This window comes from Aquitalea magnusonii (assembly GCF_002217795.2).
Classification (GTDB): Bacteria; Pseudomonadota; Gammaproteobacteria; order Burkholderiales; family Chromobacteriaceae; genus Aquitalea; species Aquitalea magnusonii_B.
Genome location: NZ_AP018823.1, coordinates 2,599,672 through 2,617,671 on the forward strand (window position 1 = coordinate 2,599,672; position 18,000 = coordinate 2,617,671).

Below are 18,000 nucleotides of genomic sequence, written 5' to 3' on the forward strand. Positions count from 1 at the left end.
CAGCGCGCTGTGCCGCGCAGAAACCCAATATGATCCAACTGAAAAACCTCAGCCTGCGTCGCGGGCTGAAAGACTTGCTGATCGACGCCAGCCTCACCCTCAACCCCGGCTACAAGACCGGCCTGGTCGGTGCCAACGGCGTGGGCAAGTCCAGCCTGTTTGCCCTGCTCAAGGGTGAATTGCACGCCGATGCCGGCGATGCCGACATTCCCAAGCAATGGGTGATGGCGCACGTAGCGCAGGAAACCCCGGCGCTGGATACCGCCGCCATCGACTATGTGCTGGATGGCGATCAGGAATTGCGCCAACTGGAAGCCGAACTGGCCGCCGCCGAGGCGCGTGATGACGGCAGTGCCATTGGTCATCTGCATGGCGAGCTGGCACGCATTGAAGCCTATTCCGCCCCGGCCCGTGCCGCCAAACTGCTGACCGGCCTGGGCTTTGCCGTGGAAGCGCACCGCAACCCGGTGAAGAGTTTCTCCGGTGGCTGGCGCATGCGGCTGAACCTGGCCCAGGCGCTGATGTGCCGCTCCGACCTGCTGCTGCTGGACGAGCCCACCAACCACCTGGACCTGGAAACCGTGCTGTGGCTGGAAGACTGGCTGCAAAGCTATCCGGGCACCTTGCTGATCATCTCGCACGACCGCGACTTCCTGGACAGCATCTGCAGCCATATTGCCGAAGTGGCCAACCAGACCCTGACGCTCTACACCGGCAATTACAGCCAGTTTGAAACCATGCGGGCGGAAAAGCTGGCGCGCCAGCAGGGCGAATATGACAAGCAGCAACGCCAGATCGCCCATCTGGAATCCTTCATCACCCGTTTCAAGGCCAAGGCCAGCAAGGCAAGGCAGGCGCAAAGCCGGGTGAAGGCACTGGAAAAGCTGGAGCGCATTGCCCCGGCCCACGTCGCCTCGCCGTTTGATTTTCACTTCGACAGCCCGGACAACCTGCCCAACCCGCTGCTGCGGCTGGACAAGGTGGATATCGGCTATGGCAGCAGCACCATACTGCGCGGGCTGTCGCTGTCAGTGGAAGCCGGCAGCCGCATCGGCCTCTTGGGGGTGAACGGTGCCGGTAAATCCACGCTGGTGAAACTGCTGGCGGGCGACCTGCCGCAGCAAGCTGGCGAGGTAATCAAGGCGCAAACGCTGAAGATTGGCTATTTCGCCCAGCACCAGCTGGAAACCCTGCGCGAGGATGAATCGCCATTGCAGCACATGCAGCGGCTGGCCCCGACGGTGCGCGAGCTGGAACTACGCAGCTTTCTGGGCGGTTTCAACTTCCGCGGCGACAGCGCCACCGATCTGGTCGGCCCGATGTCCGGTGGCGAAAAAGCCCGTCTGGCGCTGGCGATGATTGTGTGGCAAAAGCCCAATCTCTTGCTGCTGGACGAACCCACCAACCACCTGGACCTGGAAATGCGCCATGCGCTGACACTGGCCTTGCAGGACTTCTCCGGCGCGCTGATTGTGGTATCGCACGACCGCAGTCTGCTGGAATCCACCACCGACCTGTTCTGGCTGGTCAGCGATGGCACGGTCAAGCCGTTTGATGGTGATCTGGAAGACTACCGTCAGTGGCGTCTGGCCCAACTGGCCGAAGGCAACAAGCCATCCAGCGGCGACGCCCAGTCGGTCAACCGCAAGGAACAAAAGCGCCAGGAAGCCGAAGCCCGCCAGAAACTGGCGCAGCTGAAAAAGCCGCTGCTGAGCAAACTGGCCAAGCTGGAAAAGCAGTTGGAGCAACTGAGCGGCGAGAAAAACCAGCTGGATGCCTTCATGTCCGGTGAAGATGCCTATAGCGATGCCAACAAGGCAAAACTGGCCGAAGCCGTCAAACGGCTGGGCGTGGTCAGCAGCGAACTGGCGCAGGTGGAGGAAGACTGGATGCTGCTGCAAGAAGAGCTGGAAGCGCTGGAAAGCAGCACACAGGCCGACTGAAACCGTTAACGGTCAAGGGTTGTGGCCAGTTGGCCATGGCCACGCCCTTGCAGCGGGCCGCAATTATCCACAGCAATCAGCGGATAACTCTGTGGATAAGTACTGAACAAATAAAAAAAGTCTTTTGCCGTGAGCCACTTGCTGGCGCTGCCTAGAAAAAAGGCAAAACTGCACAAATTGGCCATGGATTCACTGCAGATACCAAGAATGTAATATTCAGAATCAACAAGCCATCGCAAATTGTTGTTTTTATTGAGTTATATATTATTTTTATCGAAGCTTAGCTGATGTTATTCTGAATAAAAATACCAAAAGCATATAACCTTGCATCCTGCAATTCACAGTGACCGTCAGCAAGCCGATCAGGCAAGTAACTTGCCCGGATTCATGATGCAGTTGGGATCAAATACCGCCTTGACCCCACGCATCAGGGCAATCTCCTCTGCCGAACGCGTTACCCCCAGATAATCGCGCTTGAGCAAGCCCACGCCATGCTCGGCTGACATGCTGCCGGCAAACTCCGCCACCAGCGCAAACACCTGGCCGTTCACCTGCTCGCAGGCATGACGAAAATCCTCTAGCGCCCAACTGGCCGGTTTCAACACATTGATGTGCAGATTGCCATCGCCGATATGGCCATACCACAGCACCTCGAAGTCCGGGTAATCACGCGCCAGCACGCCTTGCAAACGCGCCACGAATTGCGGCAGCCGGCTCAGCACCACCGAGATGTCATTCTTGTACGGCGTATACGGCGTGATGGCGGCGCTGATGCCCTCGCGCAAGCGCCACAAGGACTTGGCCTGCTGCTGCGACTGGGCAATGACGCCATCACACACCCAGCCTTGCTCCAGGCAAGCAGAAAACACCTGCAAGACAGCTTCTTCCTGCGACTGGACTGCGGTTTCCAGCTCCAGCAATACATAGAAAGGCTGACGTTCAGCCAGCGGCGCTGTTGCCTGCTGGGCAGCCAGCACATGGGTCAGCGCCAGATCAGAAAAGAATTCGAAAGCCTGCAGCGTCAGCGCGCTGCGGAAGGCGTGAAACACCGCCATGATGTCTGCCAGCCTGGGCAAGGCCAGCAATAGCACCGTGGTGGCCGGTGGCAGATCGGTCAGGCGCATGGTGGCCTCCACCACCAGCCCCAGCGTGCCTTCCGAGCCGATGAACAGGTGGCGGAAGTCGTAGCCGGCATTGTTCTTGGCAAGGCCCAGATTGCACTCCAGTACCTCACCGCTACCGCTCACCGCCGTAAGGCCAGCCACCCACTCCCGCGTCATGCCATAGCGCACCACCCGGATACCGCCTGCATTGGTGGCGATATTGCCGCCGATCTGGCTGGAGCCACTGGAGGCAAAGTCCACCGGGTAATACAGGCCGTGGTCGGCAGCAAACTGCTGCAAGGCGGCGGTGATCACCCCGGCCTGGCAGCGCACGGTGCGCGCCAGCGGGTCAAAACCGTCAATGCGGTTCATGCGCTCCAGCGACACCACCACCTCGCCCTGCGCGGCAACAGCACCGCCAGACAGGCCGGTACGGCCGCCAGAGGGGACAATGCCCACCCCCTGCGCATTGGCCCAGCGCACCACCGCCTGCACTTCTTCGATACCCATCGGAAACACGATGGCAGCCGCCCGTGGCGTGGTGTAGCGCGTCCAGTCCTGGCCATAGCGCTCACACGTTTCTGCATCAAGATGGATACGATCGGCAGGCAGAATGGCCTGCAAGCTGGTCAACTGGGAGGCGGTAAGCACGGCGAGGCTTTCTGATAAAGGCGACAGTTACGGTCATGCCGGAGATGGGCTCCAGCCTAGCACAAGCAGCAGGCATGAAAAAAGCCGCCCCCAATGGAAGCGGCTTGTGGCTTGCTGGCCGGAAATCAGGCGACTGCAGGCTGCTTTTGCAGCATGGCCACCAGTTCGGCAATCTTGCGCTTGAGTTCGCGACGATCGACGATCATGTCGATGGCACCCTTTTCCAGCAGGAATTCGGAACGCTGGAAGCCTTCCGGCAGGGTCTCACGCACGGTCTGCTCGATCACGCGCGGGCCGGCAAAACCGATCAGCGCTCCCGGTTCGCCAATCACCACATCACCCAGGAAGGCGAAGGAGGCGGACACGCCACCCATGGTGGGATCGGTCAGCACCGAAATGAAAGGCAGTTGGTGATCGGTCAGCAGTTGCAGTGCGGCACTGGTCTTGGCCATCTGCATCAGCGAGTTCAGGCCTTCCTGCATGCGCGCACCACCGGATGCCGCCACGCAGATGAACGGGGCCTTGGCTTCGATGGCGGCTTGCACGCCACGCACGAAACGCTCACCCACCACCGAACCCATGGAACCACCGATGAAACGGAATTCAAAGGCTGCCACCACGGCCGGCATGGAATGAATGCTGCCTTGCATCACCACCAGCGCATCGTCTTCACCGGTGCTGTTTTGCGCGGCTGCCAGGCGATCGGGATAGCGTTTGCCATCCTTGAACTTCAGAATGTCCACCGGTTTGACTTCGGCACCGATTTCGCGGCGGCCTTCGTCATCCAGCAGCATGTCCAGCCGCTGACGGGCATTCAGCGGATGGTGATGATTACATTTCGGACAAACCTGCAGATTGCTCTCCAGGTCGGTGTAATACAGTACGGCTTCACATGCCGGGCACTTGCTCCACAGCCCCTCCGGTACCGCTGAAGGCTTGTCAGCGCGGGAATCGCGCTTGATCTTCGGCGGCAGGAGCTTGTTCAACCAGCTCATGCTGACTCCTTGCTCAACACAACCCGGCCACACCAGCCGGGTTGTCAGTAAAACGGGGTGATGTCACCCCGTTTGCGTGTTCCTTAAAGAATGGCAGCTTTCAATTCCGCTACCAGACCGGTCAACCGCTCTTTGGCGGTTTGTTCTGTCGCCGCCTCGATTTCCTGCACCAGTCGGCTCCCCACCACCACGGCATCAGCCGTCACGGAGATGGCCTTGGCTGTGGCGGCATCGCGAATGCCGAAGCCAACGCCGATGGGAACCTGAATATGTGCTCTAAGGGCGGCAATTTTACGCGCTACATCGTCAATGTCCAGATTTCCTGCACCGGTGACGCCTTTGAGCGACACATAATAGACATAACCACGGGCGTGACGGGCGATTTCGCGCACCCGTGCCTCTGGCGTGGTAGGGGCAATCAGGAATACCGGGTCGAGGTCTGCCGCGATCAGCGCGGCAGACAGATCCGCCGCTTCTTCCGGCGGGCAATCCACGGTCAGCACACCATCCACCCCTGCTTCACGCGCTGCTGTGGCAAACGCCGCATAGCCCATGACGAATACCGGGTTGAGATAACCCATCAGTACGACTGGCGTGGTGGTGTTGGTTTTGCGGAATTCCGCCACCATGGCCAGCACATCGCGCAGACCCACCTTGTGAACCAGTGCGCGTTCCGAAGCGCGCTGGATCACCGGGCCGTCGGCCATCGGGTCGGAAAACGGCACGCCCAGTTCGATGATGTCGGCACCACCATCCACCAGACCGTGCATCAGCTCGACGGTGCGGGACGGATGCGGGTCGCCAGCGGTAATGAAGGGAATCAGCGCCTTCTTGCCCTGCAGGGCAGCAAAACATGCAGCAATACGTGACATAAGCCTTCCTTCGCCTTGTTACAGCGTGATACCGGCCAGGCCGGCCACGGTATTGATGTCCTTGTCGCCACGGCCGGACAGGTTGACCAGAATCACCTTGTCCTTGCCCATGGTGGGTGCCACCTTGGCAGCCCAGGCCAGCGCGTGGCTGGACTCCAGCGCCGGGATGATGCCTTCCAGGTGACAGCAGTCATGGAAGGCAGCAAGGGCTTCCTTGTCGTCGATGGCAACGTATTCGGCGCGGCCAATGTCCTTGAGATAGCTGTGCTCAGGGCCAACGCCGGGATAATCCAGACCGGCCGATACCGAATGGGTCTCGACAACCTGACCGTTGGCATCCTGCATCAGATAGCTCTTGGCACCGTGCAGCACGCCTACGCCGGCACCGCCGGACAAGGGGGCGGCATGCATGCCGCTGTCAATGCCGTGACCTCCGGCTTCCACGCCCACCAGGCGCACGCCGTCCACATTGATGTAGGGATAGAACATGCCGATGGCGTTAGAACCGCCACCCACGCAGGCCACCACCACATCCGGCTGGCGGCCAGCCACTTCGGGCATTTGCTCCTTGGACTCTTCGCCAATCACCGACAGGAAGTCACGCACCATCATCGGGTAAGGATGCGGGCCGGCTGCCGTGCCCAGAATGTAGAAGGTGCTGTCGACATTGGTCACCCAGTCGCGCATGGCTTCGTTCAATGCGTCCTTCAGGGTTTTGGAACCGGACTCCACCGGCACCACGGTGGCACCCAGCAGCTTCATGCGGAATACATTGGGCGACTGGCGCTTGATGTCCTCGGCACCCATGTAGACAAAGCATTCCATGCCATAACGTGCAGCCACGGTAGCGGTGGCCACGCCATGCTGGCCGGCACCGGTTTCGGCAATCACGCGCTTTTTGCCCATGCGGCGTGCCAGCAGGGCCTGACCGATGGCATTGCTGATCTTGTGCGCACCGGTGTGGTTGAGGTCTTCGCGCTTGAGGAAGATCTGCGCACCGCCCAGTTGTTCCGACCAGCGCTTGGCGTGGTAGATGGGGCTGGGACGACCCACGTAGTGTTTCAGCTCCTGGCGAAACTCTTCCCAGAAGGTGGGATCGGCCTTGACGCGCTCGTATTCGTTCTTGAGCTCGTCCAGTGCCGCCATCAAGGTTTCGGCAACATAGACGCCACCATACGGGCCGAAATGGCCTTTTGCATCCGGAAGATCATACCGCTCCATGCCTTGCTCCTGATATGAACGCTGCCATTCTGGCAGCATCTTTGATTCCCTTGGCTGCTTCCACTCCGCTGGAAACATCCACCGCCGCCGGCCGCACTGCGGCCACGGCTTGTCCGATATTGTTGTCATCCAGCCCGCCGGACAAAATCAACGGCAGGGGCAGGTTTTCCGGCAGCAAGGTCCAGTCAAACGTGGTACCGGTGCCACCATGTGCGCCTTCGACAAAGGCGTCGGTGAGTAGTCCGCGCGCATCCGGGTATTGGGCTGCCGCGGCGCTCAGGTCCAGGCCGGGCTTCACCCGTACGGCCTTGAGATAAGGCCGCCGGAAAGAACGGCAGAATTCCGCACTTTCTTCGCCATGAAACTGCAGCATGTCGATGCTGCAGGCAGCCAGCACCTCTTCCACCCAGTTGCGCTCCGGGTTGACGAACAGCGCCACCACGCTGACAAAGGGCGGCAAGGCGGCAATCACCGCCTGCGCCTGGGCGATGCTGACATTGCGCGGGCTTTTCGGGTAAAACACCAGGCCGATGGCATCGGCACCCAGGCGGGCAGCTTCGGCACCATCCTGCGGGCGGGTAATACCGCAAATCTTGATTCTGACTGTCACTTCATCTCCACAAAGCCAGGCGCGCCGGTTCAGCCTGCGTCGGCAGGGCAAACTGCGCGGGATAGCCCACCCCGGTCAGATACAGGCCGTCCGGCATGAAGGTGGGCGGCGCCCGGGTCCTGTCCCGTGCCGCCAGCAAGGCTTGCAGGCCGGCTTCATCCAGGCTGCCTTTGCCGACATACAGCAGCGCGCCGACGATATTGCGCACCATGTGGTGCAGGAAGGCATCGGCCATCAGGTCAAAGCGGATCAAGCCGCCCTGTTCGCTGATATCCAGCTGCTGCAAGTGCTTGAGCGGGCTCTTGGCCTGGCATTCGGCCGCCCGGAAGCTGGAAAAATCATGCTGTCCCAGCAAGCACCGTGCAGCACGGCGCATGGCATCCACATCCAGTTGCTGGTGATACCAGCCTACCTTGCCAGCCAGCAGACAGGGGCGTACCGGATGGGTCAGCAGGAAATAACTGTAGGAGCGCGAAAAAGCGGAGAAGCGCGCATGGAAGTCGTCTGACACCTCACGCGCCCACACCACCGCAACTTCGTGCGGCAGCAGCGCATTCACGCCACGCACCCATGCCGTCAGCGGACGTACCGTCCGCGTATCGAAATGCACCACCTGCATGGCGGCATGCACACCGGCATCGGTACGGCCAGCGGCCAGCGTTGTAATTTCATGACCGGCAATCCGGCTGATGGCCTGGTTCAGTTTGTCCTGAACGGTATTGCCATGCGGCTGAGTCTGCCAACCGGAGAATGCCCGACCGTCATACTCGATGCCGAGCGCTATTCTCATGCCCACACCTTGCTTGCAAAACTTCCCGCAGCCAGCGCAGATGCCACTGACAGCGGGGCGATAAAGCATCAACTCTACCCTATCCTGCGGGGTTTACGCCATGTTGACATGCAAGAAGCCCGGTGTGGCGAGTTGCTGGCCGAGCCATGAAAAACGGGGATGCGGCTGCATCCCCGTGTTGATACCCTGCGCCAACAGCTAGGCGGTCTGCCCTGCTTCCTTCATCAGCGCTTCGGCGGTTTCCTTGTCACCCATTTCCAGATACAGCTTGGCCAGCTCCATCTTGTCATTGGCTTCGGACTGCGCGCTTGGTGCCGGTGCGGCAGCTTCAGGCTGGCCGGCGGGTGGTTCCAGCTTGACCGACTCGGGCAGCTCGGACAGGAAATCCATGTCCAGCATCGGTTCCGGGGCCTGGTTCACCACGCTTTCTAGCTCCTGCTCCCCCAGCGAGGCAAAGGCATCCAGTCCGCTCAGCGCGGGATTCTCATCACTTGCCGGCGGCAGCGCTGCCGGGCCTGCTGTCGGCTTTTCGATGAAGTCCATCGCCAGTGGCTGTTCCGGTGCAGGCTCCAGCGCGCCAAGTTCGGCAGCCAGATCTAGTGGCACGCTGGCCGCATCGGCAGGAGCAGGCGTCGCAGCCGCATCAGCCACCGCCTCTTCCGCGGCGGTCTGTACCCTGACCGGCTGCAGATCCAGCGGTGAGGCCGCGGCAACCGGCTGTGCATCGAACAGCGGGTGTTCCGGTGCCAGCGTGTGGCCCAGTTCACATACGCGCATCCACAAGGTGCTGTCCTTGCCGAAAATACCGCGCGCGGTTGTGGCTTCGGCCACAAAGCCCTCTTTGTCCGACTGCATGGCCAGCACTTCCAGCAGCTTGTAACGCAGGTCCTGGCGCATTGGTTCGCGCACCAGACCTTCACGCAGTATCTCCAGAGCCTGGTCGGTGCGGCCATATGCCAGATACACCTCGGCTTCGGCAATCAGGTCCACCGAGGCAAGGTCGATTCCCTCGCCACGCTTGATACCGCTCATCAGGGTGGTGAGTGGCCCCATGGTCAGCAAGGAGGCATTGTCTGCCACCGGTTTCACCTCGGGCTGGCTATCGGGTGTGGCAATCTTGCGCTGGCGTCTGCGCTGCGCCAACAGCAAAGCCGACAGCGCTGCCACGGCAGCACCGCCAGCAATCATGGTGGTATTGCCGCGCAGGCTGGCCAGCACATCATCCACCAGGAAGTCCGTTGCCGCTGCAGGCTCAGGCGCTTTGGCCGCCAGCGGTTTGGGCGCTGATGCGGGGGCAGCCTTGGGCGCGGCAATGGCTGGCGCCGAAGCCGTCACCGGGGCAAGGGCCGGTGCCGAAGCAGCCATGGCGCGACTGGCCTGGACGGTAGGCGTTGCCGTTACCGCAGCGACGGGCTGGCTGGCAGCGGCCTTGTTCTGACTGGCGATGGCGGCGGCACTGGCTTCTGCTGCCTTGGCCAGCTGCAGGTTGCGGATTTTCTGTTCCAGTTCCAGGGTTTTCTGCTGCGCCTGCTGCAAAGCCTGATCCTGGCGCTGCAGAATGTTCTTCAGCCTATCTTCCCTGACATTGTCAGCAGCACTGCCTGGCGTGACAGCCTTGACGGCTGCAAGCTGTGGTGCGGAAGCCTGCGGCTTGCTGGCCGATGCGGCAAGCTTGGCTTGCTCACCGGCGGGCTTGACCATGGGTTTGAGTGTCACGGCCTCCGGAGCGGCAACTGCCGGTGTGGATGGCGCTTCCGGCTTGGCTGAAGCGGACGGCGGCTGTGGCGCTTGGGCTGGCCTGGCATGTGTCGCAGGGGTGCCGGCGCTGCTCATGTGCCACTCGGCCGGGTACTTCAGCGCGGTACCGGCGCGCAGACGATTGACATCTCCGCCGATAAAGGCATCCGGATTGTTGCGGTACAAGCGTCTGGCGGTTTCTGCCTGGTTGCCACCACCTTTCATGCGGGCGGCAATCAGCGACAGGGTATCACCATGCAATACCCGGTATACCTTCAGTGCTTGCACCTTGCCGCCGCCATGTGCCGCACCATGCGCCGCGGCACTGTCGACAGCATGCTCTTCAACGGTATAGCCATTGGGGTCCAGCAACAGGGTGTAGCGCTTTTGCGCATGCACATTGGCAGCGCCAACATCCAGCCGGAAGGCGAGCAAGGGCTCGGTCAATACGCGCGTACTTTTCAGCAGCAGCATGGACTTGCCGGCAGCCGAGCGCGTAAGCTGATGCGACATGGAAGCCACCAATTGCAGCTGCTCGGCACTGGGCGCGCCCTGCAGGCTGTCGGCGGACAGTGCCACATGAATATTGTCTGTCTGCTTTACTGCGGTGCCAAACAGCTCCAGTTCGGCCACCAGCGGCTCACCCAGCTTAGACTTGACCTTCAGCTCCCCCAGACCCAGGCTGCTGAGCCTTGGCATCTGGTCTGGCGACACGGCAGTTTTCTTCACCGTATCGTCGTGAACCGGTGGCTTGTCCTTGCGCGGCGGGCCATCCCTCAGATAGTCCACCTCGAACTCGCGCACCAGCCGTCCGGCCGGCCAGCTCATTTCCACGGCAAAGCGCAGCAGCGACTCATCAAAACGGCTGGGTCCCCTGACCAGAATTTTCTGGATGCTGCCGTCCGGTTTACGGATGGCGGAGAACTTCAATACCGATGCAGACGGACTGTAGGTGGAAACCAGCGGGTATTTGTTGCGATCAGCCAGGCCAACCAGCACATTCCCTTGCGGATCTTCATCCACTACGGGAATTTCCGCCTCGAACGGCTGGCCTTCCGAGGACAGGACATGAATAGGCCCCAAGCCTGCCAGTGCCGATCCTGCAGAGCCCATGCCGGCCAGCAGGATGGCCAGCAAGGTCATGCGATGTCTTGAAGCCATGGTACGGACTTCCCTGATTCCTGCTTTGGCAGGTTTTATTGCTAATGAACTACCCGGCTTAAACGTGTGCCATGAAAAATAAAACCGGCAAAATTGGCGCGGCAGTGCTTGCACACTGCCCGTCTCACAAGCTAAGCCTGATCGGCAAGCCGGACTGCCTTAGTTGCTGATCTTGGCAAGCAATGCCTGGGCTTCTTCCTTCAAGCTGCCTTGCGCTTCACCCACCAGATCCTGCAATACTTCACGCGCACCGTCGCGGTCTCCCATATCGAGATAAACCTTGGCCAGATCCAGCTTGGTGGACAGAGGGTCATCCAGCAGGGTCATGCCCTCGGCAGCAGGCGCTGACTCAGGCTGGGCTGCGGCAGGCGTTGCTGTCGGGGTGGCAGCCACCATGTCTTCGTACAAGGATTCAAAACCGTCGCTGGCCGGCGGGGTGGATGGCAGTTCCAGAGTACCCACCGCCGGTTCTTCGGTTTTGGCCGGCTCGCTATCCGCCGTCAGCCCGTCCAGATTGAAATCGAAGTCCAGCAGATTGGTGTCGGCCACCGGCTCTGCCGCCGGTTTTTCCGGTTCGGGGGCTGCGGGGGCAAGGGCGGAGAGTTCGGCATCCAGGTCAAAATCCATCAGATTGGACTCGGCCACGGGAGCCGGAGCGGCCACCTCTTCTTCGGCAAACAAGGCTGCACGCAAGGGATCATCGGCCGGTGCCGATGCAGCAACTTCAACAGGTTTGGCCAGCTCGGGCTCGGCGATGGTCTCGCCAAACAGCTCCTGATCCAGATCGATGACGCCAGCAGCCGCAGGGGCCGCACTTTCCACCGCGGCCTCATCCTCGGCCAGTTGATACAGCGCATTGGCCGGATCAATCGCCAGGCCCATGGCCGCCACCTTGGCCCAGGCCTGACCCTTGCCGTCGGTGCTGGCATGAAATTCACGCGCCAGCTTCTCGAAGCTGGCGGCATCCGGTCTGGCGGCATACAGTTCCAGCAATTTCTGGCGGACTTCCTGACGCGAGGGATCCTTGGCCAGGGCATCCTTGAGGATTTCCTCGGCCTGGGCATCACGGCCATAGGCCATGTACACCTCAGCCTCGGCTACCGGATCGACTTCAGCCGCGTCAATCGCCCCTGAGGACTGCGTGAAGTTGGTCATGAAGGAGTGGCCACCGCTGACGGAGCTTGGGCCGCTGCCAACCGCATTGCGCCCCAGCACAGCATTATTGGCCTGGGCGGACAGTTGCAGTGAAGAACCTGCAGCGGCCTTGCGGCGACGGGAAATCAATACCAGCAGCGCCCCAAGCAGACCCACCCCGGCCACACCACCACCGATCAGTGGCAGATTGTCGAGCAAGCCATCCAGCCAGGAACGCTCCGGCGGCGCAGGAGGAGCTGCCACCGGCTTGGGCGCAACCACCGGTTTGGGTGCCGGCACCGCTGCAACGGGGGCGCTCGCTTCGACAATGGGCTCAACCGCCGGCATGGAGGCTGCCGGTACCACGGCCTGTGGCTGCGATGCCTGCGGCTTGCCACTTTGCATGGCCTTGAGTTGCTGTTCCAGCGCGGCAATGCGCGCCTCGGCATCCTTCAGTGACTGTTCGCGCGCGCTAACCTGCTGTTCCAGCGCGGAAAGCTTGGCATCCGGTGCTGCGCCAGCGGCATCAGGCGGAACCAGTTTCAGGACATCAGTCCCCTTGGCAGCAGGCTGCGGTTTGACCGCCGGTGCCACCGGTGCCGTAGCTGGTGCCGTCGGTGCCGTGCCATCCGGATGCAAAATGGTATTGACCTGTTCAGCCGACAGGGCTTTTACCTTGCCGGCTGCCGGCACTTTCAAGGTAACGCCGGCTTTGAGCTTGTTGGGATTACCATCGCTAAAGGCATGCGGATTGTTCTGCACCAACGCCGCCATGGTCTGCTCCAGCGATGCGCCGGCGGGCTTCACCCTGGCGGCCATGCCACGCAAGGTAGAGCCGGAACGGGTTTGCACCACGCCGGGGACGATGGCGCGCGCAGGCTTGGCCGGCTTGGCCGCGTAGCGGCTGGACAGATTGTCCTCGGCATATTGCGGCATGTCCTGCACGATGGATTTGGCTTGTGGCGCGTTGTAGCTGGCCGGATCCAGCAGCACTGTGTACTCACGCACCGAGCGGCCGGAACTGGTTTTCGCCTCTACCACGAAACGCAGGTAGGGCTCATTGATGGGGACGGAAGAGCTGACTTTGATTACCGCGCCGCGTGCAGACGGGGCGACATGGAAGCGCAGTGCCGACATGCTGCTGCTGTAGTCGACATTCAGATCGCGGAAGGTATCCGGGCTGGCCAGCCCGATACGGGCAGTTTCCAGCTCACTCGAGCGAACCCCGGTCAACTCGATATCTGCGTGAAAGGTCTCCCCCAGGAAGGATCGCACATTGATCCTGCCAAGACCGGCCCATACATTTGCCGAGCAAACCATGGCGACCGCCAGCACGCTCAGCTTGAATTTTGCCTGATTATTCACAAGTCTACCTTCCGGCACTCATTTGTCTTGATTTTATTTCGCCCGTTCTACCCGCACGGACACACAACTGGCAACTAGTGCCATATTAGGCCCTAGCCAAGCTTTTAGCTAGATAACATAACAATAAAACCCCGGCTACGCCGGGGCTTTACATTTATTCAAATAGGCCAGCTTTATACAAAGACTCGGCCAAAAGAACGCAATTGAGGGCGGCACCAACACGAACATTGTCAGCACTGAGCCAAAAACTGAGCGTCTTTCCGGTCTTGCGCAAACGGCTAATCCAGACACCGTCATTACCGGTTGCCTCCATTGGCGTGATATAGCCACCATGCTGCTCGGCGGCAATCAATTGCAATCCTGCCGCCAACAGGCGATTACGTACTTGCACCAGATCAATATCCTCTTCAACCTCCAGTGATACTGCCCAGGCATGGCCAAAAAATACCGGCACACGCACACAACTGGCTTCTACCTGCAGCGCCGGCTGCTGCAACAGGCGACGCAATTCATTCACCACGGAGTGCTCTTCTTCGGAAACACCGTCTTCATCAAGCTGACCGATCTGCGGCAGCACATTAAAGGCAATGCGCTTGGCAAAAACGTTATTTTCCGACTCGCGCTGCGAGAATAAGGCAGTCGTCTGTTCTGCCAGTTCTTCCAGCGCCTTCTGCCCTGCGCCGGATACCGACTGATAAGTGGCAACCGTCAGGCGACGCGGCTGCAGGGGCAGCAAGGGGCGCAAGGCCATGGCCAAGGGTGTGACCGTGCAATTGGGTGCCGCCACCAGCGCCCCCGCCTCCAGTCCTGCCAATTGATCGCCATTGACCGACGGTATCACCAGCGGCACTTCCGCATCCAGCCGGTAGGCATCGCTGAAGTCAATTACCGTGACGCCTGCGGCGCGGGCTTGTGGTACATATTCGCGCGCCACATCGCTGCCAGCGACAAAAATGGCCAGCGCCACATTCTCGAAACCGAATTCGTCCAGTTGGCGGATGTCCAGTTCCAGATTGCCATAGCTGACGGTTGACGCCTCATGCTCCGGGCCATCCACGGCAAACACCCGCTCAGCCGGGAACTGGCGCTCGGCCAGCAGTTCGAGAACAGATTGGCCAACCAGGCCAGCGGCACCTACCACAGCAAGCTGCATCATCCGAATCAATCCTTACATTCCAGAAAAAAGCTGATTTTAACTCAGCCAAAAGCAAAGGGCGCAAAATGCGCCCTTTGCAGTGTAGTCGATTCCGGCTAGCTGCCAGATAAAAGCGTATCGACCATTTTACCCCGAATCAGCGTTCGATGAGGATGCGCAGCATGCGGCGCAGCGGTTCGGCCGCGCCCCACAGCAACTGATCACCAATCACGAAAGCGGACAGGTACTCACCACCCATGTTCAGCTTGCGTACGCGGCCCACGCCAACTTCCAGGCCACCGGTGATGGCGGCCGGGGTCAGTTCCTTGACGCTGATTTCGCGGTCGTTCGGCACCCATTTCACCCAGTCGTTGCCAGACTTGATGATGGCTTCGATCTCTTCCAGCGGCAGGTCTTTCTTCAGCTTCACGGTCAGTGCCAGGCTATGGCAGCGCATGGCGCCGATGCGCACGCACAGGCCATCCACCGGTATGGTGGCATCGGTGCCCAGAATCTTGTTGACCTCAGCCTGGCCCTTCCACTCTTCCTTGGACTGGCCGTTGTCCAGCTGCTTGTCGATCCAGGGGATCAGACCACCAGCCAGCGGCGCGCCGAAGAATTCGGTCGGCACGTCTTCGCGGATGGCAGCAGCCACCTTGCGGTCGATCTCCAGAATGGCGGACGACGGGGTAGCCAGTTCGTCGGCCACGGCAGCGTGTACCACACCCATGCCCTTGATCAGTTCGCGCATGTGGTTGGCACCACCGCCGGAAGCTGCCTGGTAGGTCATGGAGGAAACCCATTCCACCAGACCTTCACGGAACAGGCCGCCCATGCCCATCAGCATGATGGAGTTGGTACAGTTGCCACCGATGTAATCTTTCACGCCCTTGGCCAGTGCGCTGTCGATCACATTGCGGTTGACCGGGTCCAGCACGATGACGGCATCGTCAGCCATGCGCAGGGTGGAAGCGGCGTCGATCCAGTAGCCAGTCCAGCCGGCGGCACGCAGTTTCGGATAGATGTCGCTGGTGTAATCGCCGCCCTGACAGGTGACAATGGCATCCATTGCCTTCAGTTCGTCGATGTTCTTGGCGTCTTTCAGTGCCGGTACATCACGGCCGATGTCCGGGCCTTTGCCGCCGACATTGGAAGTGGTGAAGAACACCGGTTCGTTGATGACAGCGAAATCGTTCTCTTCACGCATACGTTGCATCAGCACGGAACCAACCATGCCGCGCCAGCCTACAAAGCCTACTTTCACGGGTTTCTCCTGGGATCTGTCTCTAAAGTTGCGATTGGCCCGTTAACGCAAGCGCCAGCGGGCCAAGTATTTTTATTACCCCATTGTGCAGCGCGATAGCGCAGGTGGCAATGGGGTCAACCCTATCAGGGTGAAGTTTTTTTTACAGCGCTGCCACCACTGCGTCACCCATGCCGGAGCAGCTGACTTTCTGGCAGCCGGCTTCAAAGATGTCGCCAGTGCGGTAGCCTTGGGCCAGTACGGTCTTGACCGCATTTTCCACGCGCTGGGCGGCTTCTTCCTGGGCGAAGGTGTAGCGCAGCATCATGGCGGCAGACAGGATGGTGGCCAGCGGATTGGCCAGGTTCTTGCCGGCGATGTCCGGTGCGGAACCGTGCGAAGGCTCGTACAGGCCCTTGTTGTTCTGGTCCAGCGAGGCCGACGGCAGCATGCCGATGGAGCCGGTGAGCATGGAGGCTTCGTCGGACAGGATGTCGCCAAAGATGTTGCCAGTCACCATCACGTCGAACTGCTTGGGGTTGCGCACCAGCTGCATGGCGGCATTGTCCACATACATGTGGCTCAGCTCTACCTGCGGGTATTCGCGCGCCACGTCGATCATGATTTCTTTCCAGAACTCGGTGGTTTCCAGCACATTGGCCTTGTCGACCGAACACAGCTTCTTGTTGCGCTTCATGGCAATGCCGAAGGCAACGTGAGCGATGCGGCGCACTTCGCTTTCGCTGTAGCGCATGGTGTTGAAGGCTTCGCGCTCGCCCTGTTCGTTCACACCCATGCCACGCGGCTGACCAAAGTAGATGTCACCGGTGAGTTCGCGCACGATCATGATGTCCAGACCCGACACCACTTCCGGCTTCAGGGTGGAGGCATTGGCCAGTTCCGGGTACAGGATGGCCGGACGCAGGTTGGCAAACAGGTTCAGGTCCTTGCGGATGGCCAGCAGACCGCGCTCGGGACGCAGCGGGCGATCCAGCGTGTCGTATTGCGGGCCGCCTACCGCGCCGAGCAGCACGGCGTCGGCTGCACGGCACAGTTTCTGGGTGAATTCCGGATACGGCACGCCATAGGCGTCATAGCCGGCACCGCCCAGCGGGGCTTCTTCCAGCTCGATCGGCAGGCCGTCCTGACGCAGTACATCCAGCACGCGACGTGCCTGGGCAATGATTTCCGGACCAATGCCGTCACCCGGCAATACGGCGATTTTCATGATTTATCCTTTGCTGTCTCTGATTACTGAGTATTTTGAAATCTTCACGCTGCCCACAGTACGATCACGTCGACGGTAAAGCTGCCATCGGCCTCGATGGCGTAGTAGTCGCGCACTTCCTGCCCCACCGACTGCTGCAGCAGGCGAATGGCCTCGCGCATGGTTTGCGGTGTGCGCATGCGTTCCACCCATACGCCAAATTCCAGCCGCAGCTTTTGCCGCGTCACCTGCTGCACTTGCCAGCCGGCACCGCTCAACGCGGCCAGCCATTCGGCCATGGCGTAGTTGTGGACATGGCTGGTATCGCGCAGCACTTCCACTGCTTGCAGATAGGTATCCAGCAGCGGCTGGCCGGGCGACATCACGTCGATGAAGGCAAGCTTGCCACCGGGTTTGAGCACCCGGCGCGCCTCGCGCAGCGCCAGGCCCAGATCGCCCCAGTGGTGGGCGGAGTAGCGGCTGAACACAAAGTCGAATTCGCCATCGGCAAATGGGAGTTGTTCGGCCGCGCCTTGCCGGGTGGTGAGCGTGCCCAGGCCACGGGATGCCGCCTCGTCCGCCACTACCTGCAGCATGCTGGCGGACAAGTCGTAGGCCACCACGCTGGCGGCGTGTTCGGCCAACTGGAAGCTGACATGGCCGGCACCGCAGCCCAGGTCCAGCACCCGCGCTGCGCCGTGCTCGCGCACGGCTTGCTGTAGCTGGGCAAACTCCGCGCCCTGGGCGTGTACCTGGCTGTGCAGGTAGGCCGCGGCCTGGGCACCGAATTGTTGCTGGACGTGTTCTGCGTGTGCGCTCTGGCTCATGTCATT

At 60.7% G+C, this 18,000-nt stretch carries 13 protein-coding genes; 1 reads left to right on the forward strand and 12 read right to left on the reverse strand.

Going from position 1 to position 18,000, the window contains the following annotated elements:
• Positions 1 to 29 precede the first annotated feature (29 nt).
• The gene (locus DLM_RS12345) at positions 30 to 1,943 is read left to right on the forward strand and encodes an ATP-binding cassette domain-containing protein (RefSeq protein WP_089086092.1); all 1,914 of its coding nucleotides are present in this window, start codon (positions 30 to 32) and stop codon (positions 1,941 to 1,943) included.
• A 362-nt stretch (positions 1,944 to 2,305) separates the two neighbouring features.
• On the opposite strand, the gene DLM_RS12355 is transcribed toward DLM_RS12345, so the two are convergent.
• From DLM_RS12355 to DLM_RS12410, 12 genes are all read right to left on the reverse strand, one after another.
• Positions 2,306 to 3,697, reverse strand: a complete 1,392-nt coding sequence (locus DLM_RS12355; protein ID WP_089086090.1) for an FAD-binding oxidoreductase — start codon at positions 3,695 to 3,697, stop codon at positions 2,306 to 2,308.
• A gap of 125 nt (positions 3,698 to 3,822) precedes the next feature.
• A complete protein-coding gene (gene accD, locus DLM_RS12360; protein WP_089086089.1) occupies positions 3,823 to 4,692 on the reverse strand; it encodes an acetyl-CoA carboxylase, carboxyltransferase subunit beta in 870 nt (289 codons plus the stop codon).
• Between the two features lie 83 nt (positions 4,693 to 4,775).
• The gene (trpA, locus tag DLM_RS12365; protein ID WP_089086088.1) at positions 4,776 to 5,564 is read right to left on the reverse strand and encodes a tryptophan synthase subunit alpha; all 789 of its coding nucleotides are present in this window, start codon (positions 5,562 to 5,564) and stop codon (positions 4,776 to 4,778) included.
• 18 nt (positions 5,565 to 5,582) lie between these two features.
• Complete coding sequence (gene trpB, locus DLM_RS12370) at positions 5,583 to 6,785, reverse strand: tryptophan synthase subunit beta (RefSeq protein WP_089086087.1); 1,203 nt, start codon at positions 6,783 to 6,785, stop codon at positions 5,583 to 5,585.
• Positions 6,772 to 7,395: a phosphoribosylanthranilate isomerase gene (locus DLM_RS12375; protein WP_089086086.1), complete on the reverse strand. Its 624-nt coding sequence runs from the start codon at positions 7,393 to 7,395 to the stop codon at positions 6,772 to 6,774. Before DLM_RS12375 ends, trpB begins: the two co-directional genes overlap by 14 nt.
• Position 7,396: 1 nt before the next feature.
• Complete coding sequence (gene truA, locus DLM_RS12380) at positions 7,397 to 8,185, reverse strand: tRNA pseudouridine(38-40) synthase TruA (protein ID WP_089086085.1); 789 nt, start codon at positions 8,183 to 8,185, stop codon at positions 7,397 to 7,399.
• A gap of 198 nt (positions 8,186 to 8,383) precedes the next feature.
• Entirely contained in the window at positions 8,384 to 11,083 is a 2,700-nt protein-coding gene (locus DLM_RS12385; RefSeq protein ID WP_145985845.1) for a FimV family protein, read from the reverse strand.
• A gap of 159 nt (positions 11,084 to 11,242) precedes the next feature.
• A complete protein-coding gene (locus DLM_RS12390) occupies positions 11,243 to 13,582 on the reverse strand; it encodes a FimV/HubP family polar landmark protein (RefSeq protein ID WP_231959848.1) in 2,340 nt (779 codons plus the stop codon).
• Between the two features lie 154 nt (positions 13,583 to 13,736).
• Positions 13,737 to 14,738, reverse strand: a complete 1,002-nt coding sequence (locus tag DLM_RS12395; protein WP_231959849.1) for an aspartate-semialdehyde dehydrogenase — start codon at positions 14,736 to 14,738, stop codon at positions 13,737 to 13,739.
• A gap of 136 nt (positions 14,739 to 14,874) precedes the next feature.
• Positions 14,875 to 15,981: an aspartate-semialdehyde dehydrogenase gene (gene asd / locus DLM_RS12400; protein ID WP_082086297.1), complete on the reverse strand. Its 1,107-nt coding sequence runs from the start codon at positions 15,979 to 15,981 to the stop codon at positions 14,875 to 14,877.
• Positions 15,982 to 16,123: 142 nt separating this feature from the next.
• Positions 16,124 to 17,188, reverse strand: a complete 1,065-nt coding sequence (gene leuB, locus DLM_RS12405; RefSeq protein ID WP_089086082.1) for a 3-isopropylmalate dehydrogenase — start codon at positions 17,186 to 17,188, stop codon at positions 16,124 to 16,126.
• Between the two features lie 44 nt (positions 17,189 to 17,232).
• The gene (locus DLM_RS12410) at positions 17,233 to 17,994 is read right to left on the reverse strand and encodes a class I SAM-dependent methyltransferase (RefSeq protein WP_089086081.1); all 762 of its coding nucleotides are present in this window, start codon (positions 17,992 to 17,994) and stop codon (positions 17,233 to 17,235) included.
• Positions 17,995 to 18,000 lie beyond the last annotated feature (6 nt).

Bases quoted from the DNA above. Each gene is read 5' to 3' on its own strand.
- accD (WP_089086089.1), bottom strand. From the start codon at position 4,692: ATGAGCTGGTTGAACAAGCTCCTGCCGCCGAAGATCAAGCGCGATTCC.
- DLM_RS12385 (WP_145985845.1), bottom strand. From the start codon at position 11,083: ATGGCTTCAAGACATCGCATGACCTTGCTGGCCATCCTGCTGGCCGGC.
- truA (WP_089086085.1), bottom strand. From the start codon at position 8,185: ATGAGAATAGCGCTCGGCATCGAGTATGACGGTCGGGCATTCTCCGGT.
- trpA (WP_089086088.1), bottom strand. From the start codon at position 5,564: ATGTCACGTATTGCTGCATGTTTTGCTGCCCTGCAGGGCAAGAAGGCG.
- leuB (WP_089086082.1), bottom strand. From the start codon at position 17,188: ATGAAAATCGCCGTATTGCCGGGTGACGGCATTGGTCCGGAAATCATT.
- trpB (WP_089086087.1), bottom strand. From the start codon at position 6,785: ATGGAGCGGTATGATCTTCCGGATGCAAAAGGCCATTTCGGCCCGTAT.
- DLM_RS12395 (WP_231959849.1), bottom strand. From the start codon at position 14,738: ATGATGCAGCTTGCTGTGGTAGGTGCCGCTGGCCTGGTTGGCCAATCT.
- DLM_RS12345 (WP_089086092.1), top strand. From the start codon at position 30: ATGATCCAACTGAAAAACCTCAGCCTGCGTCGCGGGCTGAAAGACTTG.
- DLM_RS12410 (WP_089086081.1), bottom strand. From the start codon at position 17,994: ATGAGCCAGAGCGCACACGCAGAACACGTCCAGCAACAATTCGGTGCC.